Raw genomic sequence first — 24,394 nt, 5'->3', positions numbered from 1 at the left:
GCCGATGTGCCACCCACCATGGACGACATCGGCGGGGACCTGACCGTCTCGTGGGCGCAGAGCAAGGCCGCGGCCACGGGTGATCCGGTGTTCGTCGAGCAAGTCGAAGCCGACCAGAAGGTCGCCGAACTCGAAGCCCGTCGCGATGCGGTGCTCAATGCCAATGCGGCCCGCAATGCTGCGATCCGGGCACTGAGCCGGTCGATCACCGCCGACGAGAAGCGGCTGCCCGAGGTCCGGGAGGTCGCCGGCAAGCTCGCCGCCTGGAGCGGCATCGACGACCGTGCCCAGAAAAAGTGGGCGTTCCCCGACGCCACGATCCCCGACTCGCAGACTGCGGATCTGGCCGATGCCCTGCGAGGGTCGTTGATCCGGCTCAAAGACGAGGTGACCCGCAGCAGTGACGAGCAGGTTTTCGGTGTCATCGGCGGGGTGCCGCTGAGCCTGGGCTACAGCCAGATCCTCGGCCAGTTCTCCGTCACCGTCGGGGAGGAAACCGCCTGGTACGAGCGGGATCGGTTCTTCAACGTCCTCGAACGCTCCACCGGAGCGCAGGGAATGCTGTCCACCATCCGCAAGATCGCCGATCGCGCCGACCGGCACATCACCACCATCGAGTCGCGGATCGAACACAACCGTCGCCGACTCGCCGAGGCCGAGGCCGAGCCGGAACTCGACTTCACCGACACGGCCGAACTCGAGGCCGCGAAGCTGCGGGCCGAGGAACTGCGGCTCGAAGTCAACGCCCGCGAGAACTCTCCCGAGGCGTTGCGCCGAGTCCGCGAAGACCAGCAGCGACGGGCTGCGGACGGGCAGTACCCGCAGTGGACTCTGGATCTGAACCCGACCGATGCGTGGGCCGAACACCGGAACATGAGCAAGGCCGAGCTCATCGCCTCGGTGCCCGAGCGCATGGCCGCAGCCCGGCAAGAATGGCTCGACGGCGCCGAGATGCGCGAGGCGAACCGCAAGGCCGATCCGTGGGTGGCCCTCGACGACACCGAAGCGATCTGGCAGTACGGCTTCGACTCGGGCAGCGGCCGGCCCGGCGCGCGAGTGCGCTGGGACGATCGGCAATGGCACCTCGAAGTCTGGGACGGGGGCGGCAACGTCGAACGTGACGCCGTGAACACCCGCAGCGAAGCATTCGGTATCGCTGCACGGGCGGTCGAGAAGTTCGCCGCCGAGCAGAACATCAGCCGCGAAGCCATCCACCGGGCCGGCTTCGCCCGCCGTGACAGCCTCGACGTCACAGCGGTCACCGGGACCGCCAGCATGGTTGACGAAGTGACTCCTCGGAAGATCTCCGAGAAAGTCAATGCTGTCGTCGAGCCGACCGAGGCGGTTATCCAACCGATCGATGCCGTGGTGGAACCGACCGACGCGGTGACAGCCACCGAGAGCACCTATGTGCTCGACGAGACCCTCGAAGAGGGATTGAGGGCGGCCAGTGACATTCGACCGCTACGTCCCGTCGATCCGCGCACCGGGACGGAGCGCCCGCAGTACACCGACCCGATGCGGCAGTACGAGGCCGGTTACGAGGGCGGCTACGACGACGGTCGCGCCGTCTGACCACGACCGTCACACTCGACACCACAGATGGGGAGGGACCGATCCCGGTCCTGCCCCATCACCGCACACCCCAGGGAAGGCACCGTGGACCCGCACATCACCGAAGCTGAAGCCCGCGCAGATATTGCCGACATGGAACCGATCATGGCGATCGAAGGTCGCCAGATGAGCGACGGCGACAAGGAACTGTTGGTTGATCTGATCCGGGGAACCAAGACCTTCGAAGAGATCAGCAAAATACTCGCCCGCGAAGCCGGCTACGAGATCGACTGAAATGACCCCGCGATATTCACAAGAGTGGCTGGACTACTTCATTCCCGACACGATCGAATGGACCCCGGACGAGATGCCCGACATCAGCCGCGCCGTGATGAAGAACCTGGTCCTGCAATCAGACCGGTGGCCGCACGGCTTCCCGGACGCCCAGACCGTGCACCGCGCCGAAGGCATCGCGTCTTACCAGCGAATGCGGGAACTGACCGAACGACCCCTCCCGGGCCGCTACGACCTGGATCACTTCCAGCGCACTCACTACCACCTGTTTCAGGACGTCTACCCTTGGGCCGGGCAACTACGCACTGCCCCGCAGGACTGGCCGATGGTCAAGTGGGGGCCGGACGTCGCCGCCATCCGCAACGGGCAAAACCGCGTCACCGAAATTCCGCACAAGTATTTCAAGGCCCGCGAAGTCCCTCAGGCCGCTAAAGTCGTTCTCGACCGCATCGCTGTTAAAGACAATCTGCGCGGACTTGCCCGCAGCGACTTCATCGGCGAACTGACCACAGTGTGGCTGCGGATAAACTTCGTCCATCCATTTCGTGAGGGCAACACCCGTACTCAATTCGCCTTTTTCCGGCAACTGTCCGCCGAAGCCGGTTACAGGCTCGACACCGATCGCTTCCAAGCCGTCAGCAAGACCGAGCTGAAGCAGAACCCCCTGGTCGGGGACCTGCGTGAGCAGTTCGTCTGGGGACGTTTCGAGTACATGCAGAACGGCGACACCGGCCTGATGCGCGACGTGCTGGACATGGCGATCACCGAGGTGGTCGATCCTGTTCCCGCCGGTCCGGCCATCGACCACGGTGTTGATCTGCGCGCTATCACCGCCGCCATGTCCGCGCACCCACGCTCTGTTCACGACTTCTCCGCCAATACCTCCACGCCGGGTCCTGTGACTCCACCCGTGGACGCGCCTCGCAGCCGACCCACCCTCGACCTCGACTTCTAGACGGATACGTAACCGGCGGTTGGCGGTGCCGGCAGCATCGCCACCGACACTCGCATCTACGACATGGCGCATCCACCCCCCGCCGCGCCTGCCGGTCAGGGTTCTGCAGAGGAAAGTGGACCGCCATCGCTGGCCCGCCGTGCATCACCGAGCACCACCCAAAAGTGTTGCAGCGAGCAACAACAGGGTGAAACTGCTGCATACACGCACTATCATGAGAGCGATCCGTGCAGGGGGCGCAGATGGTTCGAGCCGAGGAGGTGTACAGATGAGCGTGGTCACACCGAAGACTGTGCGTCAGCAGCTCGTGCAGTCCGCCGTGCTCGACAAGATCATCACCACCGGTCTGTCGGTCGACACCGAACCGGTGCGCCGCAGCCTGCAAACGATCCGCCGTCAGGTGAACCGGAGCCCACTGATGGAGCGCTACCTGGACCGATGGGACATGATCGTCCGCACCAACGACATCGATGACATCCGCCGGATCGTCGAGACGGACGACGACACCAGCCGGGAAATGCGCAACCTGTCCCCCCTGTCGGTTCTGCTCAGCGATGACGAACGTCGCCGCGTCCTCACCGAATTCAGAACCAGACTCAAAGCTACTGCGCAGCGGTGAACCGGGACGAACTCGGACGGGCGATCAAGGCCGCGTGCGCCAACCTCGACGAACCTCGCGTGATCGTGCTCGGTTCCCAATCGATCCTCGGCAGCTTCGACATCACCGCCCTGCCTCCGGCCGCCTTCCTCTCGCGAGAAGTCGACATCCTGCCCCTGAGGGGTAGCCGTAGCATCCGCCGGAAATCGGGCGGATTTGGCGTATCCGACTGGTGGGCACGGGGTTTCGAGTTCGGCATGCACTGTCGACTGGTTGGTGCTTGACTGCCGATGATGATGTTGGTCGGTGCTGGTGGAGGCTGAGGTCGTGGCGACGCGGATGTTCGCGGACGAGGAGTTGGAACGACTGCGGGGATTCCCGGAGATCAGCCGCGAGGAGCTGTTCCGGTACTTCACGCTGACGCCTGCGGATCTGGCGTTCGTGGATCCGGGCCGGGGCCGGGGCCCAGCCGAGCGGCTGGGCTTGGCGATCGCGTTGTGTACGCTGCCGTGGCTGGGATTCGTGCCGGATCGGCTGGTCACGGCTCCGCCGGTGGCGGTGGCTCGTGTCGCCGAGCAGTTGCGGTTGGATCCGGTGGTGATCGGTGCCTACGGCAGGCGAGCCAAGACCCGCACCGAGCATGTGCGCCTGGCCGCGCGGTACCTGGGATGGCGTGCGGTCGGTGCGCTCGAGTTCAAGGAGCTCGATGAGTTCCTGCTCGCGCGGGCGATGGAGCACGATTCCCCGACTCTGCTGTTCCGGCTGGCGTGTGAGTATCTGATCTCGGCGAAGGTGATCCGGCCAGGCCCGGTCACCGTGGTCGAGCGGGTCGCCCACGCCCGCCACCAGGCCCAGACCGAAACCTATGACCGGCTCGCTCACGAGTTCACTGCGGCGCGGTGCGCGGAGTTGGACGGCTTGCTTGTCACCGACGCTTCGCTGGGGATCTCGCGGTTGCGGTGGCTGTCGACCGGGCCGGTGGAGGCCTCGGCGGCCGCGGTCCGCGCCGAGGTCGACAAGCTGGGTTTCCTGCGCGGGTTGGGCGCTGATCGGCTGGATATGTCGGTGCTGCCCGCCGAGCGGCGCCGGTTTTTGGCCACGATGGGCCGGCGCCTGAGTCCGCAAGCGCTGCAACGTCGGGATCCGCAACGCCGGTATCCGATCCTGCTCACGGTGCTGGCCCAGTCCGGCACCGATGTCCTCGATGAGGTCGTGGCGTTGTTCGATCAGGCGATCTCGGTGAAATTCGGTGCTGCCGAACGGAAGATGCAGCAGCGGCTGGCCGAACGAGGAAAGACTGGAGAGGACCGTCAGGCGCTGCTGGACGATCTGTTGGAAATCGTCACCGACCCCGGCGTTCCGGATGAGGAGATCGGTGCGCTGATCCGCGGCGAGAAGATCGGGTGGGAGCGCCTGCGCGCGGCGATCGCCCAGGCCAAGCCCAGGTTGCCGCGTGATCACGGGCATCTGGCGGCGTTGGATTCCTCCTACAACTACCTGCGTCAGTTCACCCCCGCGGTGCTCGAAGCGGTGCGCTTCTGCGGCGGTACCGCCGCGACCGAGTTGCTGATCGCGGTGAACATGCTGCGCGAGTTGAACGCGACCGGGCGGCGCAAGGTCTTCGATGACGCCCCGACCGGGTTCGTGCCGATGAAGTGGCGCGGCTACCTCGACGAGGCCCGCAAATCCGGCAGCGCGACCGCGTATCGGCACTACTGGGAGTTGTGTGTGCTGCTCGGATTGCGTGACGGGTTGCGCAGCGGGGATGTGTTCGTGCCGGGCTCGCGCCGTTACGCCGACCCGGCCGCCTACCTGCTCACCACCGGGCAGTGGGAACCGCAACGCGTTGAGTTCTGCGGCCTGGTCGGGCGATCCGCCGATCCTGGCGTCGCGCTGGCCACCGTGGTCGCCGAACTGCACGACGCTCTCGGTGAGCTGGAGGAGGTGCTGGCCGGCGGGGACGGCCCGGTCCGGCTGGACGAGGGCGGGGATCTGGTGATCTCGCCGCTGAGCGCGGAAGATGTTCCCGCCGAGGCGATCACGCTCAAGGCCGAGCTGACCGAAATGCTGCCGTTCGCGCCGATCGTGTCGCTGCTGATCGAGCTGGACAAACGCACCGGCTACCTGGACTGCTTCACCCACGCCGGCGGTCAGGCCACCCGGACGCCGGAGCTCAAACGCAACCTGATCGCGGTACTGCTGGCGCACTCGACGAACCTGGGGTTGACCCGGATGGCCGAGGCGTGCGGAATCACCTACGACATCCTGGCCTGGACCGACGAGTGGTATGTGCGCGAGGAGACCCTGCGCGCGGCCAACCTGGTACTGGTCGGCTACCACCAGCGGCTGCCGCTGACCGCGGTGTTCGGCGCCGGAACACTGTCGTCGAGCGACGGGCAGCGTTTCCCGACGCGCGGTAAGTCGACCACGGCGCGGCCGTTGAGCCGCTATTTCGCCAGCGAGGGCCTGTCGACCTACACCCATGTCAGCGACACCCACGCCACCTACGGCACCAAGGTCATCGTGGCGACCAAACGCGAAGCCCACTACGTGCTCGATGAGATCCTGGGCAACGCCACCGATCTGCCGATCACCGAGCACGCCACCGACACCCACGGGGTCACCCTGGTCAACTTCGGGTTGTTCGACCTGCTCGGGATGCAGCTCTCGCCACGGATCCGGGATCTGGGGCGGATCACCCTGTACCGGCCGGGCCCGCGCGCCGAGGCCGAGGCCCGGTTCCCGCACGCGGGCCCGCTGATGACCCGCAAGGCCAACCTGGGTTTGATCGCCGAGCACTGGGACGATCTGCTGCGGTTGGCCGGATCGCTGAAGTTCGGGCACGCCACCGCGTCGCTGTTGGTCGGCAAGCTGTCGGCGTCGGGGCGGCAGAACACCCTGGCCGCGGCGCTCAAGGAGTACGGGGCGCTGCGGCGCACCATTTACGCCGCGAGATACCTCTCCGATCCGGACTACCGGCGCAAGATCTCGCGGCAGCTCAACAAGGGCGAGTCGCTGCACGCGCTGCGCCGCGACCTGCTCTATGCCCATGAGGGGATGATCCGGGCGCGCCACCTCGAGGACCAGACCGAGCAGGCCTGGTGCCTGACCTTGACGACCAACGCTGTGATCGCCTGGACCACAGAGTATTACGGGTTCGCTGTCGAGCAGATGCGCCGGACCGGGCAGCGTATCGATGACGAGGTCCTGGCCCACATCAGCCCGGCCCACAGTGCCAACATCAACTTCTTCGGCGCGATCGAGGTCGACATCGACGCCGAGCTGGCCCAGCTGGGCCCGACCGGGTACCGGCCGCTGCGGGTGCGCGACACCTTGTTCTGACCGCGCGGAACCGGGGCCCGTGGTTACGGCGTGGCGATGTCGATAGCGGTGTCTGCTGGCGTGGGTGTTCGGTGGGCGGTGAGGAAGTTGTCGACGAGCCGGGTGCAGTCGTCGTGGTCGATGCTGCGTAATCCGGTGAGACGGGCGAACACGATCGGGCCGAGGAGTTCGATGATGGCGAAGGTGGTGTCGAGCTCGCCGAGCATCGCGCGGGCCTCGGGACTGGTGAGGATCTGGTCGAACGGGTGGCGGTACTGCTCGATGACGCGCGCGCGCAGCGAGGTGACCGCGGCCGGGTCGGGGTGGTCCTCGCCGATGGAACCCATCGCCAGCCAGGCCAGGGTGGTCATCTGCACCGGAGCCTGTTCGATGAGGTCGGCCTGGCTGGCGAGCAGCGCCAGGAGCCGCTCACGCACGGGCCCGGTGCCGGTCGGTGTGTCGACCTGGGGAAGTAGTCGTTCGAAAGTCGCCGCGAGCAGCTGGGTGGTGCTGCCGAAGTGCCGGTAGAGGGTGGCGCGGGCGACCTTCGACACGCGGGTGACCGCCTCGACGGTGACCGCCTCGACACCGCCGGTGGACAGCAGATGGGTGGCCGCGTCGAGCAACCGGTTGCGTGAGCGCGCCAGTCGCGGATCGGCCTGCTCGTCGTCCGCGGCGAGCGGGTCGGTCGCCGCCGGGCCTGAGTCGGTCATGGACGCGCCTTCCTCCGAATTCGTGTCGTTGAACTCTTGATATGGGTGAACTCTATCCCACCCCCCAACCACTATGATACGAATGGTCTCGTACAGATACCGTTGGTCTTCAAAGTCGGGGAGGTGCCGGTGGCCACACCCGGAACGGACACTGTCGAGATCGCCCGCTGGACCAGGGCCCAGTGGTGGATGCTGGCGGTGTCGTGCCTGGCGGTGGCGCTGGTGGTCGCGGCGATGGCGGCGTTGTATTCGGCGTTGCCGCAGATCGCGCTTGCGACCGGGGCCACCCAAGCCCAGCTGACCTGGATCGTCGACGGCTACACGCTGGTGCTGGCGTGTCTGGTGCTGCCCGCCGGCGCCGTCGGTGACCGTTACGGGCGCCGCGTGGTGCTGGTGGTGGGGTTGGTGGTGTTCGCCGCCGCCTCGGCGCTGCCGCTGCTGCTGTCCGACCCGGCCTGGTTGATCGCGACGCGCGCGCTGGCCGGGGCAGGCGCCGCGCTGGTGATGCCCTCGACGCTGTCGATCCTCACTGCAGGGTTCGCCCCCGCTCATCGCGGCCGGGCGGTGGGGATATGGGCCGGGGTCGCCGGATCCGGGGCGATACTGGGGATTCTCGGTGCCGGGGTGCTGCTCGAACGATGGTCGTGGCTATCGGTGTTCGTAGGGTTGACCGTGGCCGGGGCGGTGCTGGCGGGGTTGGCGTGCACCATCGCCGAGTCCCGCCAGCGCGAGCATCCGCAGGTGGACTGGGTGGGCGCGGTGGCGGTGGCGGTCGCTGTCGCGGCGATCGTGTTCGCCGTGATCGAGTTCCCCGCGCGCGGCTGGGCCGACCCGCTCGTCGCCGCCGCCGCCGGGGTCGGCGTGGCCGCGACGGCGGCCTTCGTGGTCGTCGAGCTGCGCTCGGCGGCGCCGCTGCTGGATGTGCGGTTGTTCGCCCGCCGTGGTTTCGGTGCCGGGTCGCTGTCGGTGACCATCCAGTTCCTGGTCACCTTCGGGGTATTCCTGCTGCTTGTGCAGTACCTGCAGCTGGTCTTCGGTTACGGGCCGCTGGCCTCGGCGCTGGCGTTGGCGCCGATGGTGGTGCCGCTGGTCGTGATCTCGGTGATCGCGCCGTGGCTGTCGAGCCTGGTCGGGTTACGGGTGATGACCGTGGCCGGCCTGCTCACCATCGCCGCCGGGCTGGTGCTGGTGAGCCGGCTGACACTCGCCGCGCACTACCTCGACCTGCTGTGGCCGCTGCTGATCATGAGCGCGGGCCTGGGATTGTGCACCGCGCCGGCGACCTATGCCATCGTCGCCGACACCCCCGAGGCCAAACACGGGGTCGCCGCCGCGGTCAACGACGCCGCCCGCGAGATCGGCGCCGCGATCGGGATCGCCGTGGCCGGCAGCGTGCTGGCCGCCGGCTACACCCACCGCATCCAGCCCGCCCTGCCCCAGTTGCCCGAGCCCGCCCGCGGCCCGGTCGCCGATTCCCTGGCCGCGGCGCTGCAGGTCGCCGACCAGGCCGGACCGGTGGCCGCACCGCTGGCCGAGTTCGCCAAGGCCGCGTTCGTGCACGGCAGCGGCCAGGCCGCGCTCGCCCTGGCCGCCCTCACCACCGTCGGGGCGATCGTGCTGGCAGTACTGGCCCCCGGCCGCGCACCACGCCGCCGATACATCTCGACCATTTCCCCCGCAAAACACGCTCCCTTCTCGTGAAAGACGCCCGTCATGACGGCCTATCGCACGATCATCGTCGACACCGACGGATCCGACCGCTCCTACCGTGTGGTCGACCACGCCGCCGAACTCGCCCACGCCACCCACGCCCGGCTCCTGATCATCTGCGCCCGCCACCCCATCGACGCACGTGAGCTCGGGGCGGACCTCGACCGGCTCGGACCCGACGCCTACCAGCTACGCGGCACCACTCCCACCGAGGCCATCCTGCGGACCGCCCACCAGCACGCCCTCACCCACAACACACCCCCACACACCGATAACACCCCCTGACCTGTTCCGTAACCGGATCGGCCACCGGAACACCACGCAGAGCCAACGTCGGCCCAGCTCACCGGTGTTCCGTAGAGGTGTTCCGCTGACTGTGCCGGTCAGCCCCCGCTATCTGGAACACTTTCGGCATGGGTGAGCCGTTCCGCGTCGGATACTGCCGCTGCTCCACCGACGAACAAGACGTCGAGATCCAAACCGAGCAGCTATTGGCGCTCGGAGTGCCGCGTGAGCGGATCTTCATCGACAAAGGGTTCTCCGGGACCACCCGCAAGAACCGGGCCGGGCTCGACAACGCACTCGCCGCCGTCACCTCCGCCGCGGCGGCCATCGACGGGCGACAGGTAGTGCTGACCACGCCGAAGTTCGACCGATTCGCACGCAACATGGCCGAAGCAGGCCAGACCCTGACCGAACTGCGCGAGCGCGAGGTGCTGTTCGGACTCGGGAGCTCGATCTACGACTGGAACGACCCGTTCGGCAAGCTCTTCCTGCAAACCTTGGCCATGGTCGCCGAATTCGAGGCCAACCTCAACCACCTACGCACCCGCGAGGGCATGGCCAAGGCCCGCGCGAAAGGCAGGCTCAAGGGCAAGCAGCCGAAACTTCCTCTCACGGCACGGAAAACAATCCACCGCCGCTACCACGACCCCGCCGACGACGCGAGCCTGGCGGACCTGGCCGAGGAATACAGCGTCGGCCGCTCCACCATCCACCGCATCGTCAGCAGTGCTGCACCACGAGCCTGAGAATTCACCAGCCTGTCGTCAGGATCCCGCTACTTTGCACTTCCTGACAACCTTGGGTTGCGGGCCCTTACGTCCCACACGAGTTCTGGCCCGAATCGGATCGTCGGCGAGCTGGGCGGATACGCCGCGCCCGCCAGGAGCCGGTGGCGAGACAGACGATCGTTTCGACCCAACAGGCCGAGCGGATCACCGACCGGGCACTACGCCATATCCGCCCGATTTTCGGCAAATGCTACGGCTACCCCCCTGAGTGGGATCACCGATCCACCTGCCGTCGAAGACAAGCTGCTGCTCCTCGATGCCCGACTCGGCGAGGGCTCGCCTTTCCACATGTCCTTCGGTTTCTACGTCGAAGGCATCCACAAAGACGTCGTAGTCCTGCCCCGACACTGGGAACACCGCCTCGTCCACTTCATCGTCGACGACGACACCTCCACCCTCTACGGCCGAACCGGATTGTGCCTGGACCCAGTGGATCTGTGCGTGTCGAAAACGATCGCCGGCCGCGAGAAAGACTACGAATTCGTCGCCGCCCTGGTCGCAGAACAACTCGTGCGAGCCGCCGACATCCGCGCCCGCATCGACAGCGGAATCGAGTGGCCACCGACCTACACCGAGAACAAGGATCTCTGCCTCGATCGAGCGCGGAACTGGCTGAGCAGTCTGGCCGACCCCACCGCGACCCAGGGCGAGGAAAATCCTGCCTCCGATCTCCCGGCGTCGGTGGCCGCCGACATCGCCGCCGCTCTCCTCGGCCATCCCCGCTCGGTCGAGCAGATGCTCAACAGCAAGAACCGAGGTGAGAACCCCTCGACGTCCGCTGCTCCCCCTGACACCGGACCGACCCGAGAAGCCGGACCCGACCTCTCTCAATGAGTGCTGTACGAATCTGCCTCCACAGACCGGCGTGCGAATACCGAACCAGACGGAAATAATGGAAAAACAGAACTTGTGCGCCAGTCGGCTACCGCCGCCGACCTTCCAGCGTGGACAACAACACGAACTTCGTGCCCATCAGGCCGAACGCCGCCTTGCTGTCGCCGGCGACGAGGCGTTCCCGCTCGCGGGCGTGTAGAGCTGCAATCGCGGTCTCGAGCTCATCGTCGCTCATCGTATCGGCGGCATCGCCGAGAGCTCGCGTCCTGTTCTCCACGCGCCGAGAGTAGACACTGTGTCGTCCGCTGCACGCGCAGCCCAGCAGCGGAAAAGGCGATGGTCCCCGGCGGGGGGCGCCGGGGACCATCCTTCGACCCGTCAGGGAATCACTCACCTGTCGGGGAACTCGGGTGATTGCAGCGGTCACCGTAGCGGAAACGGGATCGGTACCAAACAGGTGAAGCGGAAGCGAGCGGCACGAGGAAACGCTCTCGGAGTCAGTCCTCGACAGGCACGAGATCGGTGATGCGCGCCGGCCACGGATACGTGAGCGGACTGTCGGCGTTGACCTCGATCACGGCCATGCCGGCGTCCTCATCGATGTCTTCGACGGTGAACACGCACGTGCCGCGTGCGCTGACCTTCACCTGATCGCCGGGCTTCATGGTGGTTCTGTCTCCGATCGACACGACAGAACGGGACGTGTCGTTTTCTCAGTTCAAACCACAATTTAGCGAAGCTAATTTTCTGGACCCTGGGTCGCCCTGTCTGTGATCCGGCCGGCTCACTCACCTCCCGAGTCGGGCCGTGGCTGCTCCTGCGTCTGTCTCGGCGGCCACCGCACCCCGGAGAACAGCGGCCCCGTATGCGGCGGAACGAAGATCTCCGCCTCGCAGACGATGCACAGATAGGTGCGGTGTCCGGTCGCTCCCGAGGGGCGCAGCGCCGTCGGACAGGTGCACGGTGTCCATCCCACCACCACCCGGTGCGGTCCCAGTCGGTGCCCGTTCGGGCACCGTTTCGGTGCGCGTTCATAGGACACCACACCACAGATTTTCGCACATGAGTTCGAATCAAGCGTTATAGTCGGTGGCGGCAGGTCGATGGAGGGACGCGAGAGCGGACTTCGGGAAGCATCGGCCTGCCGCATCGTTTCCGCAGGAAAACGGGCGTCGAGAGCCGGAAGAACCTCCGATGCCGGGCACCCTCGCACCGGCCTGTACACCGCGCCTCGCCGGCGGTCACTGCCGTCCACGACGTGGGAGGAGTGGGGTCCGCCGGCACTGTCCTGCCCCTCGAGCGACCGGGGATCGACCAAGCTGCCACCACGTCCTCGCAACGATGACGTCGCCGGTGGCCACCGCCGCCCCCCGGGTCCATGGCGGGGAGCGGCCGACGAGGTGCTCGGAGGCCGCAGACACCCCCTCGGGAGGTACGCCATCGCGCCTCGCAGCGATCGGCATAGCATCGTTCCCTGCCATTCGTAACGTACGTATCATGATACGTACGTTACGAATAGTGTTACGATGCCGGATACGGAACGTCATCGGGGTCGGGAGGGCGAGGTCATGGCCGAGGAAGCCAGAGGGGGACGGCGCCGCGAATACGCCACTGACGCCGAGCGGGTACGGGCCTGGCGGCAGCGCCAGAAAGACAAGGCCCGCGCCCAGCAACAGCAGGATGCGCTGCCGACCGATCCGACTTCGGCGATCGGCACCCTCGCCGAGGCGGTACCGCTGCTGCGCCGCGAAGCGCAGGCGATGCTCGAGACGCTGACGACGATCGCGTCGTCGATCACCACCGCGACCGATCTGCTCGCCGACCCGGCGGCGATCGATGCACAGCTACGGCGCGTGCAGGCCGAGGCCGACAAGGTCCGGGCCGACGCCGCAGCCGAGATCGCGGCACTGCGGGACGAACTCGATACCGCTCGCACCGAACGCGCCGACGCCGATGCCGCCGCCACGGCCGCCGACGCCGAGGCCACCGAGGCCCTCGCCCAGCTCACCGCAGCCCGGGCCGACCACGCCGCGGCACAGGACCGCTGGCAGCAGCAGCTCGATCAGGCCGCCGCGACCCACCGGGAGCAGATCGCCGGCTTCGAGCACCGGATCGAGCTGCTCACCGGGCAGCTCGACGAGCACCGCGAGCGGCTGACCCGAGCGATCGCAGAGAAAGACGCCGCGGCGGCCACCGCAGCCGAACACACCCGGCGGCTCGACGCCGAACTCACCGCCGCCCGCACAGCGGCGGCAGCCGAACGTGACCGCGCCGAGACCGCCCGCGCCGACGCCGCCGCCGCACACGCGCAAGCCGAAGCCGCCCGCGAACGTGTTGCCGAGCTGCGCGCCGAACTCCAGGACCTGCGCACACCCCCGGCCGGCCCGTGACCCCCCGGGCCGGGTCCCTGTACCGCCCGGCTGCCCAGAGCTGCGGACCTCGACGTCCGACGGGGTCGACCTGGCATACTTCGATCCGGCCATCCCCGCCGTACCCCTTGCGGCGGGGATGGGTTCTGCGGCAAGGCACTCACTTATCGTCGACCAGGGCGGCGACGTCGTAGACAGCCCTGGGGTTTCGTCTGCCCACCCGCGTCCGGCCGGCCCTGCGTGATCGCAACCGGGGGCGAATCCGTAGTAGTCGACGCCGTTCCAGTCCCGGTCTCGACGTGGATCTCGCAGCGCCCGCGCTCGGACGGGGTCCCGTTCGCGGCCACCGCAGGAGCCGCTCAGCACTGCCTGCCGGTCGAAGTCGGTCGAATGTGATCCCATCGCGGCCGGGCAAGGAGGCGATATCAGTCCCGGGATGCGGACTGTGCCTGGGGCCACACCCGCTTCTTCATCGCGTCGATGGCGGCGGCGATCTCTTGCCCCCTGGTGGTCCACGAGTTGTCGCAGTAGAGCTCTGCCAGCTGCGCGCACAGCACGGCAGTGGCGTGCGTGAGCAAGTCGAAAGCAAGGCTCGCTTGGGCGATGATGGTGGGTTCGTCGTGGGGGTAGTCGATCCGGTCCGGCGAGGCGTGCACATCGACCGCCGGGGCGGGCAGGCGACAGGCCTCGGTGTCGGCTGCGGCGCGCACGGATCGGATCAGCTCGTCCACGACCGAGCGTCCACTCCCGTCCCGAGAGTCCTTCCTCGGGTATTCAACTGGTGGTGTGTGTGGGGGTGTGTCCACGCCGAGGATCTGCGCGATGTGATCGCTCTGTATGTTCTCGGCGTGCAGCGCATCGACGGCCAGGATGCTGCCGGCGTCGACGAGCGGGGAGGTCACCAGGCGGGTCAGGGTGTGCAGGTCCGCCGCGGCGGCGGCCAGTACCGCCCATGTCGATCTGTGGTGGCAGCGAGTCATCAACGGGGCAGCGTCGGACACGGTGGTGCAGATCTGGATGAACAGGGTGGTGCTGCAGGTGACCTCCAGGTCGGGTTCGGGCAGCAGCGGCGCAGTATGGTCAGCGAGTCGGGTGCGCGCTTCGCTGCGCAGTGCCTCGAACGGAGCATCCAAGGATGCCTGCACGGTGGCAACGGTGGCAGCGACGATGCAGGCGGTGTGGTCGATACGGCGGTCGGCGGTGGGCGGGTGAGGAAGCTGCCCGACGAACGCGTCGAGCAGCTCCCCCACCGGAGGGTGCGAGATGCTCATGCGGCGTCTCCGAATTCTCCGATGGCGGTGCAGCGTTCGTAGGCGGCGCGGCCGAGTCGATGGGTCCAGGTGCGCATGTCTGGCAGGAAGATCCCGCCGCGCTGTCCCCAGCACGCGGATTCGAAGCGGACGTCGGCGGCGATTACTCGTCGTGCCGCGGGTAGCAGGTCCCGGTCGCCGGTGAACGCAACGATCGCCTCGGCACGTCCGAAGCGAGCCGCATCGTCCATGGCGAACGCCAGGGTGGTGTCGACTTCCTTCTGCCGGAACCCGCCGTCGGGCAGGTACTGCAAGGGCCGCAGGTGAACGATCACCTCGCCGCTGGTTTCGACCCGGCGTTTCCAGGCGAGCATCCGATGATGGTCGAGCGGTCGACGAGCCGGGTCGTGGAGGCCGTCGAAGACGTGCACGGTGCCGAGCTCACTGGGCCAGCATCGCAGCGCCAGGATCTCTCGGGCGGTGGTGAGGGGATCCGGGGTGCGAGATCCCACGCGCCAACCGAAGGCTGTGCGTGCCGAGCGGATGACGTACCCCATGTCGAGGAAGACATCGACACGGTCCGGGACGGGCGCGGATCCGATCGGCCGAGCCAGCGAGGCAGGGATGGGCACCAGGCGCAACTGGGGGCGGGGGTTGAGGGCATGGCGGGCTGACGGGGAAATACTCATGATGGTGATCCTCGATCCGAATGGTGTTGCGGAACTTGATGGTTGCGGCGCCGGTAGACACGACGCTAGCGCACCCCATCCCGGCCCGCCACTGACGAAAGCGGCTGGGAAGCAACACATTTGAAAATTTTGCCGTTGTAGCAACTGTTTTTGTGTTGGCAGCAAAATCCCATGTCAAGGCGCAAATACTTATGATGCTTTTTGGGCGAGAAAGCTCCAATTAATTAGAAAATTCGGCGACCAGCAGCGACGCTCCCCGGCGAGTCCGTCCGGAGCGCCACGTCGACAGGTCGGCGCCAGCGATGCGACGGCTCACCGATCCCCTCGAGAGCGCCAACTCTCCAAGTTATTGTGATGTTGGTCACAGTCTGCAGTATTGGGGCCCAGTTCGACGTCTGATGCGTTGCCGCCCTGGCAGGTCGGACGCGTCGAACGTGCTTACGGCAGCCGCGGCCGAGTGTGATCTACGGTGCGAGATGTGACGGAGTTCTGGGGGATTCACAACGACCAGCCGAGTATCGACCCGGTGGCCGATGGAGCGGTGCGCCTGGGCTGGGACGAACTCGGAGATCTCGCGCTGCTGGACCCGACGAGGGACGCGTTCAAGGAAGCGGTAGCTAGCGCCTTTCCGGGCAGGCCGGAGTCGGTGGCGTCCTGGGCCGGCACCCTCTACCGGTTCGTGCATGCCGTTGGTGCGGGAGATGTCGTGGTGTGTCCGGACCGGGCGACGCGGACGATCAACATCGGCCGGATCCGCGGTGGGTACGAGTTCCATCCCGAGGCCGACCAGTATCGGCACTGGCGCCCGGTCGACTGGCTCGCGACCGGGATTCCGCGCGACGAACTGTCGGTCTCCGCGCAGAACCAGATCAGCGCGGCTTTGTCATTGTTCACCCTCACCACCGCCGCAGACGAGATCGCCCGACTCATCGACGAACCACGCCCGGTGACCGAGCAGGACGACTTCACCTGGGTGCCGTTCTACCAGGAACTCGCTGACACGATTCGGACGTTCCGCGACGATCGACACGGACTGCTCGAGTGCGTGTGGACGGTCGCCGAAACACCCGGCCTCGAGCGGTACTTCCGCTATCTGCGCACCGAACTACGTGCGGACGGCTCGCGCGGAGCGCTCCGCGACATCGATCCGTTCACCGTCTTCGGCCCGTTCAACCGCGGTATCACCGACTCGGCCCGCGCCCGGATCGCATCGAGCTACCGGACCGTCTTCGAGATCACCGCTGCAGCACCGGCCTCGTTCGCCGGAATACCGGTGGTCAACAACTGGAACTCGTGGTTCATCCGCTACGAAAACGAACGCAGCCCCGGTGAAGTCGACCATTTGTGGGACTTGGCCGATGCGGCCATCGCCTACGCCGCCGCCGGCAACGAGAACACCCGCGAACGACTGGTGGCCGCCTTCGACGCGGCCGCCCGCGGAAACACCCGGCAACTGTCCATGGGGATCTACTGGATCCGTCCCGAAACCTTCGCTGCCTACGATCAGGTCAACGCCGGGTTCCTGACCGCACAGTATCCCGAGTTCGCCACGACACTGGCGCTGCGATCGAAGATCGACGGGGAACAGTTCCTGGCGAACACCGAACAGATCCAGACGTGGGTCGGCGACGACAGCACGCCGTTCACCTCGATCCCCGAGTTGTCCGCCGCCGCCTGGCGCTACGCGAACATCAAACACGAACCCAGCGCCGAACCGCATGACACCACCTTGTCGGTGGCGTCCGACAGCGACCCCATCGCGGGGGACATCTACACCCTCGACTCCATCGTCGAAGACGGGTGTTTCATCCCGCGCCCCGAACTCGACACGATCCAGGAACGCCTGCTGGCGAAGAAGAACCTGATCCTGCAAGGCCCGCCGGGCACCGGAAAGACCTGGCTGGCACGACGGCTGGCGTGGACGATCTGCAACGAGCGGGGCAGTGACCGTGTCAGCGTCCTCCAATTCCACCCCTCCCTGTCCTACGAAGACTTCGTGCGCGGATGGCGCCCGGCGGCCGGAGGTCGCCTCGAGCTGGCGGACGGACCGTTCCTGGAGCTGTGCCGACACGCCGATGATCGCCCCGACGACAGTCATGTGCTGGTGATCGAAGAGATCAACCGGGGGAACCCGGCACAGATCTTCGGCGAGCTGTTGACCCTTCTCGAGGCGGACAAACGCAACCCGGACAACGCCATGCGCCTGGCCTATCCCCGCCACGGCGACGAGCGCTTCCACATCCCCCCGAATCTGTATGTCATCGGCACGATGAACCTCGCCGACCGGTCCCTGGCTCTGGTGGATATGGCTCTGCGCCGCCGCTTCGCCTTCGTCGAACTCGAACCCCAGTTCGGCAGCGCCTGGACCGAATACGTCAGCGGACTGGGCCACGACCTGGAAACCCTCGAACGCTTCGGGGCGCGCATGCAGGAGCTGAACATCCGGATCGCCGAAGATCGGGGACTGGGCCGGCAGTTCCGTCTCGGGCACAGCTTCGTCACCCCCGGTCCCTCGCACGCCCCGGTGACCCTGACGACACGCCAATGGCTCGACCGGGTGGTGCAGACCGAGATCACACCGCTTCTCGAGGAGTACTGGTTCGATCGCCCCGACACGGTCGACGACGTGCTCACCACACTGCGCGAGCTGTGATGCGATGAAGATCCCGGTCCGCAACCTGTGGCTTCTGCAGTTGTTCGCTTCCGATCTCTGCCGGCATCACGGCCACGAATTCGCCGGTGCGGAACAGATCGCGGAGGCCCTGCCCCAGCTCGTCGCCCGGATGCTGGCCGACGAAGTCGAACACAGGCTGCACACCGGCCTGTCCGTGGGCTTCACCCGCACGGTGTCGGACCTGACTCGGGTTCGGGGCCGGATCGATGTCCTCGGCGCCACTCGCCACCGACTCCTCGAACGGGGACAGGTGCGATGCCGATACGACACCCTGGTCACCGACACCGCAGCCAATCGACTCGTCCGCGCCGCGCTGCGCGCCGCCGCCACATGGATCCCGGATCGTCCCCGGTACCGATCCTTGGCGTTGCAGCTGGAAGCGGCGGGAGTGAGCGGACCTGCCCCGCGGCCGGACATCGTGCCGTCACTGCGCCGGCAGCGACTGCTCGCCCGCGACCATCGGATGCTTTCCCTCGCCGAACTTCTGCTGACCATGTCGATTCCCGATCCCGGCGAGGACGACTTCGTCACCGTCGCCCCCGACGATTCGGACCACTACCTACGTAAACTGTTCGAACACGCCGTCTACGGCTTCTACCGCCACACTCTCGAACCTCGAGGATGGACGGTGGAACACGGCACCCGGTTGAGCTGGAGCATCGAGCGGATCTCCGACGGTATGCAACCGGTGCTGCCCGGGATGTACACCGACATCACCCTGCGCGCACCGCTACGTCCGGGCGGGAAAATTCGGCGGCGGGCGGTCATCGACACCAAGTTCACGGCCATCACCCACGCCGGAAACTACCGGACCACCACCTTGAGCAGCGCGTATCTGTATCAGATCTACGCCTATCTGATGTCCCAGCAGGAACAGAGCGACGAGCACCGTCACGCCGAAGGCCTCCTGCTCCATCCCGTCGTCGACGGGTACTTCGACGAAGAAGTGGTCATCCAAGGGCATCGGATCCGATGTGCCACCGTCGACCTGCGTGCCTCCGGTGAGGTCATCACCGAGCACCTGATGCGAGCTATCTCCCTATCCAGCGCTCCTGCGATCCCTCATTCTGACTCCGCCGACGACCACCGTGGGGTCACGGCGTGCCGACATACGGAAAGTGCCCTCTGAACTGGGATGATGGATGTTCTTCAGGCAACGATCGGTCCGGTTCGAGAAAGACACTTCCGGTGCGGAATCTGCGATGTTCGACGACGACCGCCTCGTGTCGTACGGCGGCGTGGTGCCGGTCATGACGCTGGTCGAACAGACCGGCCTGCCGCAACTGCTGCTGGCAGAGAAGATCACGATCACCACCTCGAGGATCAAATCCGGGGCCGCGAACCCCGCCCCGAAACTGGCCACGACAAAGCGCCACGAAGCTCTCTCGGTTACCGGTGCCGACTCCGTGTCGTCCTCGACGGCCCGCGTGGCTTGCTGTCTGCGGTGGACGTGCCTCGGTTCATCGCGATGACCGTCGACGACGGCCGGACCCTGCGACGGTATCTGAACGGCAAGTACGGCCCCCTTGATGAACCGGGATTCGGCGGCGGACAGCCGGATCAGGCGTATGTCGACGAAGCGACGATCTCTGAACCAAGTTGGAATCCCGGGCCCGGTGGAAGCGCAACATCGACACAGCCGCGGCGGAAAGTGCGACTCTGCACCACCTCGAGAACATGATCGCTCTCTTGCTGGCGAGCGACACCTCGGAGGCTTTCGAGATCCGGGCCCAGTTCCGCGATCGTCGTGAAGGCAGGTACGAGGACCTGCGCCGGTACGAGAACCGCCGATAGCGGCTCTTATGTCAGGTCAATCCCTGCACATTCATCGTGCCGCCGCGTACACAACTTCTTCCCGAGGTCGCAGTCAGCGCAGCTCTGACGTTGCACTGAGCGCAATGCCGGACGCCACCAATAGGTGTCCTCGAGGAACCCGCGTGCTCGACTTCCTTGGGATGTCACGGGCGCCGTCCGCCTCGCAGTACTGAGGGACTCGATGGATCAGCCCCGATCGGCGACCTCGGCGGCGCGAGCCGCCAACGCGTCGGCGACAGCAGAGAACTCGGCGAGCGCGGCGCTCAGATCGTCAACGATCTCCTGCGCGATGATCTCCGGCGGTACCCCATCGTCGGCATCGGTCAGTGACGGGTCCTTGAGCCACGTGATGTCGAGATTCGCCTTGTCCCGAGCGACCAACTCGTCGTACGAGTAGGGCTTGAACCGCTCGGACTCGACCCGAGCGGATCGATCGTCGGCGTTGAACGCCTCGACGAACGGGGCGAGGTGCTCGTCGCGCAGCGGTCGCTGCTTGAGTGTGAAGTGCTCGCCGGTGCGGAAGTCGTACACCCACAGCTTGTCCGTCCACGGCTGGCTGGGCCGGGCTTGTTTACGGTCGAAGAACAGCACGTTCGCCTTGACCCCGCCTGCATAGAAGATGCCCGTCGGCAGACGCAGCAGAGTGTGGACGTCGTACTCCTTGAGCAGCCGCCGGCGAATGGTCTCGCCGGCGCCGCCCTCGAACAGCACGTTGTCCGGCACGACCACCGCGGCGCGACCGTCGATTGCGAGGAGCGACGCGATGTGCTGGACGAAGTTGAGCTGCTTGTTGGTGGTCGTGACCCAGAAGTCCTGACGGTTGTAGGCGACATCCTCACGCTCGGCTCGGCCGTCGTCACCGACGACGGTGATCGACGACTTCTTTCCGAACGGCGGATTGGCCAGCACCATCGAGGCGGAGCGGGTGGGCTTCGTCGCTAGTGCATCGTGCACATCGATTACCGGGTCGCCGGTGGCTTGCCCAATACCGTGCAAGAACATGTTCATTGTCGCGAGCCGAGCGGTGCCGTCAACCAGTTCGACGCCGCGGACGGTCCGGCCCTCGCTCAGCGCGGTCCGTTGCTCAGGGGTGATGGAGTCACCGTGATGGGCGCTGAGGTACTCGACTGCGGCCAGCAGGAACCCGCCTGTTCCGCACGCGGGGTCGACGATGGTGTCCGCCGGCGTCGGGCGCATCACGTTCACTATGGTGTGGATCAGGGTGCGAGGGGTGAAGTACTGACCCGCGCCGGACTTGACGTCCGAGGCGGACTTCTGCAGCAGCCCCTCGTAGGCATCGCCGTTGAGGTCCCCGCCGATACTCGACCAATTCTCGGACCCTATCAGGTCCACCACGAGCTTGCGCAGCAGAGCAGGTTCCTGGATCCGGTTCTGTGCCTTACGGAAGACGACACCGAGGTTGGTGGTCTCTTTTCCGAGCTCACTCAGGATTCGGCGGTACTCCTCCTCAAGCGCGACGCCGTCGAGTTCCGCGAGACGGTCCCAGGAGATGTCGAGGTCTTTCGGCAGGATCTGTACCGGGTTCATGAAGTTCTTCTGGCGCTCGTCCGCCATCTTCAGGAATAACAGGAAGCTGAGTTGCTCCACGTAGTCGATCGCGGAGACGCCGGCATCTCGCAGGACGTCGCAGTAGCTCCAGAGTTTGTCGACAAGGCGGCGCAGTTCAGCGGTGTTGCTCACCGGTCGAGGGTAGCCGGTGAGCGATTGGGACCACGGTCCCGGATCTCATTCATCAGCAGCAATGTCAGCGTGGCGAAACCCGCGCCTCGATCCGGCAGAGCAGACGTAGGTGTGGTTGTGCGTCCGGGCTTACCCGCTCGGCGACAATCTCGATCCGGCCCGCGCGGGCCTGAAGATCTTCGAGATCGGCGAGCAGCCAGTCCGGGACATACCCCACAGGCTCACCACTGCCGACGCAGATAAGCTGCGCGCGCTCGTTCACCGGGTTGTCGGGTTCGGATCGCAGCTGCAGCCGCTCCCCGTCTTTGAGGCAGGCCAAACGTGCGCCGTCCGCGTCGAGGTAGCGGACACCGGAGGCGAGAAAGCGACTGGTGACGACGCCATCGGCATCAGCCACCAGGTCGTCGACCAGGTGGAAGGTGTCGGTCGCTCGCGGGCCACCGGTGCGAGCGAGCAGCTCCATGGGGGTGTCCAAGTCGGGGGAGTCGATGCCCAAGGAACGCAAATAGCCAGGAAACGAGTCGCGTTTGCGCGACATCAACCGGTTCACGAAGAACGCGGGCAGGCCGGTCGAGACGTAGGTGCGGTCCACGTCGGGAAACTGGGTGAGCGGATAAAAGTCTGCAGCGGCGCGCGCATCGTCGGTGTACGCGAAGGCGTACCGTCCGTCGGCGAGTTCGCACAGAACCCCTACTCGCATGAACTGCCGCGATTCGGGGTTCTGCCAGATGAGGAACAGACGCCGCGACACCTCAACATCAACATCAGAGACGGGGACCACACGTGACAGCGCATCAGTCGCCATGGAGGATCCTTTCCCGATTGAGGTGAAGCAACTTCTCCCTGAAGGTACGCCCTGCCTCCGACACGTATTCCGTGGGAATGCTCGCGAGCACGGACTCGATGTCGCGATTGGTGACGTCGGCCAGCATGCCGAGCCAGTACTCGCGGACCTCGGCGCCGGTGAAGTCGAGTGCGGTGGAAGCGAGATGGACAAGACTAGGTTTGTCGCCGAAGTGATGGCTGCGACCGCGTCTCGCCCACCGTGCCAGCGACTCACTGCCCTCAGCGAGTGCCTCGACCGTTGACTCCGGCTCCTGGAATCCGAGGGCGTTCCCATGGTCGAAGGACGGTGCGAGCCGGAGTTCTCCGGCGTGTTCGATCGCCGCCCAGTTCTCGTGATGACGGTCTCGACCGGCGACCCAAGCGTCGAGCATCAGATAGCCGGCCCAGGCGTCGAACGCTGTCCGGATCGGTGATCGACAGGAACTCGGCGAGGCGACTCCACGGAGGGCGTTGTGCACCGCTTCGACCGTGTAGCGAGGATTCTGGCGTGCAACCTGGGAGTCGTACTCCGGATCAGCGCGGGCGAGAAGTTCGTTCCCGTGAATCAGGCGATCACCCGGTACCAGCACGGAGAGTGACAGCACCCCTCGCCGACCGTTGTGCAGCGCGGGAATAGCGGTGGCGGTGGGCACCGACAGCATTGTGGCCAGTTCGTGGACTGCCCACTCGACCCAGTCCTCGCCCATCGTGCGACCGTGACGGACCCGGGCGTACTTGAACAGGTAGTGGCCTCCGTCGGGCGCGCTGACCCAGAACTTCTCCTTCGTGCCCAGTGGTTCGTCGGTGGTTCGCGGCTGATCGGAATCTGGTGTCATCATCCAGTCGCTGACCTCCTCGACCCGCCATTCGTGGCCCATGGCTTACCCGCAGGAGCGTGCGGAGCAGGTCATTTCGCAGCCACTACTTTCCGTCGGCGACGTGGGGCGGCGCCTGACTGCTGATCGCGGATCTTCGCGAGCGCGACGTCGGCAGGCTCGTCGGTGGGGTCCTGGTCGACGAGTTCGCCGTTGAAGGCAGCGCGGAGCAGAGAGCGGCGGAGTGCGGCCGAGCGCGCCTTCGCCTCTTCGATCGAGCTACCCAGTCGTGTAGAGGAAGCTCGGGTCTCGGAGATCTCGTCCAGAATCTTCGCCTCTACGGTTTGAGGTGCGATTGGGATAGGCATAGCGGCGAGTTTTGTTCCGTTGACGTTCGCCTGCCCGACCTGCTGGGACATCACGGAGTTGATGTAACGGCGGCCTATCGGGCTGTTTGCGATGTGTGAAATCCACTGTGCGTTCACACCAGGCACCGGGCGGCACCGGATGAGGTACGAGGCAAAAGTTGCTTGTTCGAGCTGGTCACTGAAAACTGCGGTCTTCCCCACAAGCTCAGCGCTATTCGTTCGATTGAACAAGAGATCGCCAGGTTCGAGTAGCAAACCGTCAATCGACGGGTCCTCCTTCGGGAGGTATTTCAGGTTGTGCGGGTCGATGTCGCCGTCCTGGATGTTGCCCATGCGCAGCACGGGCACATCGGAGCCGGTTCTCAGTTCGCCGGTCTTCGAGGACGTCCCGTATTGAATGTCCCAGCACAGCTGGTCGACGGATGCGGTTACCCATCCAGGTGGAAGATCGAGTTCATACGCGGGATTTGCTGGCTTAATCCGACGTTTGCTTGCCAAGGCTGCGCGGTCCGTGAGGATGCGTTCAAGGCGCCGAGCAGCGGAATGCTCCTCTTTACCGTCGAGTTCTTGAGCCAAGGCAATCTGGACCGCAGACCTTCGAAGTGGTGAAAGTCGTTGTGCCGCAGTCGAGAGTGACTGCTCCGCCGCATCCATGCGAGAGAGGTGGTCCTCGAGAGCCTCGACGATGCGGTGCTGCTCAGGGAGTGGTGGGAGTGGGATGGGAATCTGAGCAATGGTTCTTGACGAGAGATGTTTGACAGTGAGGTTTTCTCACCAGAGAGTCACCGACGACAGCAAAGACATCCGAACGGTGTGGCGTGAAAAGAGGACGTGGG

At 65.9% G+C, this 24,394-nt stretch carries 21 protein-coding genes and 3 pseudogenes; 14 read left to right on the top strand and 10 right to left on the bottom strand.

Translation table 11 applies throughout. The annotated features are described in order from the left end of the window. The 6 genes and pseudogenes from NVV99_RS24845 to NVV99_RS24820 all read left to right on the top strand — a co-directional run. A pseudogene (locus NVV99_RS24845) lies at window positions 1-1,575 on the top strand (helicase); the annotation flags it as partial. An 84-nt stretch (window positions 1,576-1,659) separates the two neighbouring features. Then, entirely contained in the window at window positions 1,660-1,848 is a 189-nt protein-coding gene (locus NVV99_RS24840) for a hypothetical protein (RefSeq protein WP_064061716.1), read from the top strand. A gap of 1 nt (window position 1,849) precedes the next feature. Further along, window positions 1,850-2,803 (top strand): Fic family protein, encoded by a 954-nt coding sequence (locus NVV99_RS24835; RefSeq protein WP_064061715.1) that lies wholly within the window; start codon window positions 1,850-1,852, stop codon window positions 2,801-2,803. 268 nt (window positions 2,804-3,071) lie between these two features. After that, window positions 3,072-3,422, top strand: coding sequence for a hypothetical protein (locus tag NVV99_RS24830; RefSeq protein ID WP_064061714.1), 351 nt, complete (start codon window positions 3,072-3,074; stop codon window positions 3,420-3,422). Next, a complete protein-coding gene (locus NVV99_RS24825; protein WP_260783173.1) occupies window positions 3,419-3,685 on the top strand; it encodes a hypothetical protein in 267 nt (88 codons plus the stop codon). Before NVV99_RS24830 ends, NVV99_RS24825 begins: the two co-directional genes overlap by 4 nt. A gap of 43 nt (window positions 3,686-3,728) precedes the next feature. Further along, window positions 3,729-6,743 (top strand): Tn3 family transposase, encoded by a 3,015-nt coding sequence (locus NVV99_RS24820; RefSeq protein ID WP_039583599.1) that lies wholly within the window; start codon window positions 3,729-3,731, stop codon window positions 6,741-6,743. 23 nt (window positions 6,744-6,766) lie between these two features. Here the strand turns inward: NVV99_RS24820 and NVV99_RS24815 are convergent, their stop codons facing one another. Further along, entirely contained in the window at window positions 6,767-7,435 is a 669-nt protein-coding gene (locus tag NVV99_RS24815; protein WP_039583585.1) for a TetR/AcrR family transcriptional regulator, read from the bottom strand. A gap of 129 nt (window positions 7,436-7,564) precedes the next feature. Here NVV99_RS24815 and NVV99_RS24810 point away from each other — a divergent pair, with 129 nt between their 5' ends. The 4 genes from NVV99_RS24810 (at window position 7,565) to NVV99_RS24795 (ending at window position 11,052) form a co-directional block, all read left to right on the top strand. Further along, window positions 7,565-9,136 (top strand): MFS transporter, encoded by a 1,572-nt coding sequence (locus NVV99_RS24810; RefSeq protein WP_039583601.1) that lies wholly within the window; start codon window positions 7,565-7,567, stop codon window positions 9,134-9,136. Window positions 9,137-9,148: 12 nt separating this feature from the next. Further along, window positions 9,149-9,430 (top strand): universal stress protein, encoded by a 282-nt coding sequence (locus tag NVV99_RS24805; RefSeq protein WP_225623914.1) that lies wholly within the window; start codon window positions 9,149-9,151, stop codon window positions 9,428-9,430. A 128-nt stretch (window positions 9,431-9,558) separates the two neighbouring features. Beyond that, a complete protein-coding gene (locus NVV99_RS24800) occupies window positions 9,559-10,176 on the top strand; it encodes a recombinase family protein (protein ID WP_006553200.1) in 618 nt (205 codons plus the stop codon). 330 nt (window positions 10,177-10,506) lie between these two features. Then, window positions 10,507-11,052 carry a hypothetical protein gene (locus NVV99_RS24795; protein ID WP_260783172.1) on the top strand — a complete coding sequence of 182 codons (546 nt, stop codon included), beginning with the start codon at window positions 10,507-10,509 and terminating at the stop codon, window positions 11,050-11,052. An 88-nt stretch (window positions 11,053-11,140) separates the two neighbouring features. On the opposite strand, the gene NVV99_RS24790 is transcribed toward NVV99_RS24795, so the two are convergent. Together NVV99_RS24790 and NVV99_RS24785 are read right to left on the bottom strand one after the other, a co-directional pair. After that, window positions 11,141-11,329, bottom strand: coding sequence for a hypothetical protein (locus NVV99_RS24790; RefSeq protein ID WP_231782159.1), 189 nt, complete (start codon window positions 11,327-11,329; stop codon window positions 11,141-11,143). Window positions 11,330-11,549: 220 nt separating this feature from the next. Next, entirely contained in the window at window positions 11,550-11,741 is a 192-nt protein-coding gene (locus NVV99_RS24785) for a hypothetical protein (protein WP_231782160.1), read from the bottom strand. A gap of 837 nt (window positions 11,742-12,578) precedes the next feature. On the opposite strand from NVV99_RS24785, the gene NVV99_RS24780 reads away from it, so the two are divergent. Further along, window positions 12,579-13,442, top strand: a complete 864-nt coding sequence (locus tag NVV99_RS24780) for a hypothetical protein (RefSeq protein ID WP_231782127.1) — start codon at window positions 12,579-12,581, stop codon at window positions 13,440-13,442. A gap of 404 nt (window positions 13,443-13,846) precedes the next feature. On the opposite strand, the gene NVV99_RS24775 is transcribed toward NVV99_RS24780, so the two are convergent. After that, window positions 13,847-14,692 carry a hypothetical protein gene (locus NVV99_RS24775; RefSeq protein WP_231782128.1) on the bottom strand — a complete coding sequence of 282 codons (846 nt, stop codon included), beginning with the start codon at window positions 14,690-14,692 and terminating at the stop codon, window positions 13,847-13,849. Continuing rightward, the gene (locus NVV99_RS24770; protein ID WP_231782129.1) at window positions 14,689-15,360 is read right to left on the bottom strand and encodes a hypothetical protein; all 672 of its coding nucleotides are present in this window, start codon (window positions 15,358-15,360) and stop codon (window positions 14,689-14,691) included. The genes NVV99_RS24775 and NVV99_RS24770 overlap by 4 nt, the downstream gene beginning before the upstream one ends. Window positions 15,361-15,838: 478 nt before the next feature. Here NVV99_RS24770 and NVV99_RS24765 point away from each other — a divergent pair, with 478 nt between their 5' ends. The 3 genes and pseudogenes from NVV99_RS24765 to NVV99_RS24755 form a co-directional block, all read left to right on the top strand. Then, on the top strand, window positions 15,839-18,013 hold the full coding sequence (locus NVV99_RS24765; RefSeq protein ID WP_231782130.1) for an AAA family ATPase: 2,175 nt from the start codon (window positions 15,839-15,841) through the stop codon (window positions 18,011-18,013). Between the two features lie 4 nt (window positions 18,014-18,017). Further along, window positions 18,018-19,163 (top strand): hypothetical protein, encoded by a 1,146-nt coding sequence (locus NVV99_RS24760; protein ID WP_231782131.1) that lies wholly within the window; start codon window positions 18,018-18,020, stop codon window positions 19,161-19,163. A 13-nt stretch (window positions 19,164-19,176) separates the two neighbouring features. Further along, a pseudogene (locus tag NVV99_RS24755) lies at window positions 19,177-19,398 on the top strand (hypothetical protein); the annotation flags it as partial. 637 nt (window positions 19,399-20,035) lie between these two features. Here NVV99_RS24755 and NVV99_RS24750 read toward each other — a convergent pair. The 5 genes and pseudogenes from NVV99_RS24750 to NVV99_RS27310 form a co-directional block, all read right to left on the bottom strand. Then, window positions 20,036-21,550, bottom strand: coding sequence for a class I SAM-dependent DNA methyltransferase (locus tag NVV99_RS24750; protein ID WP_231782132.1), 1,515 nt, complete (start codon window positions 21,548-21,550; stop codon window positions 20,036-20,038). Between the two features lie 64 nt (window positions 21,551-21,614). Further along, a complete protein-coding gene (locus NVV99_RS24745; RefSeq protein ID WP_231782133.1) occupies window positions 21,615-22,355 on the bottom strand; it encodes an HIRAN domain-containing protein in 741 nt (246 codons plus the stop codon). Continuing rightward, a complete protein-coding gene (locus NVV99_RS24740; RefSeq protein ID WP_231782134.1) occupies window positions 22,345-23,214 on the bottom strand; it encodes a hypothetical protein in 870 nt (289 codons plus the stop codon). The genes NVV99_RS24745 and NVV99_RS24740 overlap by 11 nt, the downstream gene beginning before the upstream one ends. Before the next feature lie 68 nt (window positions 23,215-23,282). Continuing rightward, the gene (locus NVV99_RS24735) at window positions 23,283-24,212 is read right to left on the bottom strand and encodes a hypothetical protein (protein ID WP_260783171.1); all 930 of its coding nucleotides are present in this window, start codon (window positions 24,210-24,212) and stop codon (window positions 23,283-23,285) included. Window positions 24,213-24,221: 9 nt separating this feature from the next. Continuing rightward, window positions 24,222-24,308, bottom strand: a pseudogene (locus NVV99_RS27310) (restriction endonuclease subunit S); the annotation flags it as partial. Between the last annotated feature and the right edge of the window lie 86 nt (window positions 24,309-24,394).

The organism is Rhodococcus sp. PAE-6 (genome assembly GCF_025290685.1).
Classification (GTDB): domain Bacteria; phylum Actinomycetota; class Actinomycetes; order Mycobacteriales; family Mycobacteriaceae; genus Rhodococcus; species Rhodococcus pyridinivorans.
Note: the sequence above shows the minus strand (reverse complement) of the source record. Positions and strands in the feature narration are given on the sequence as shown.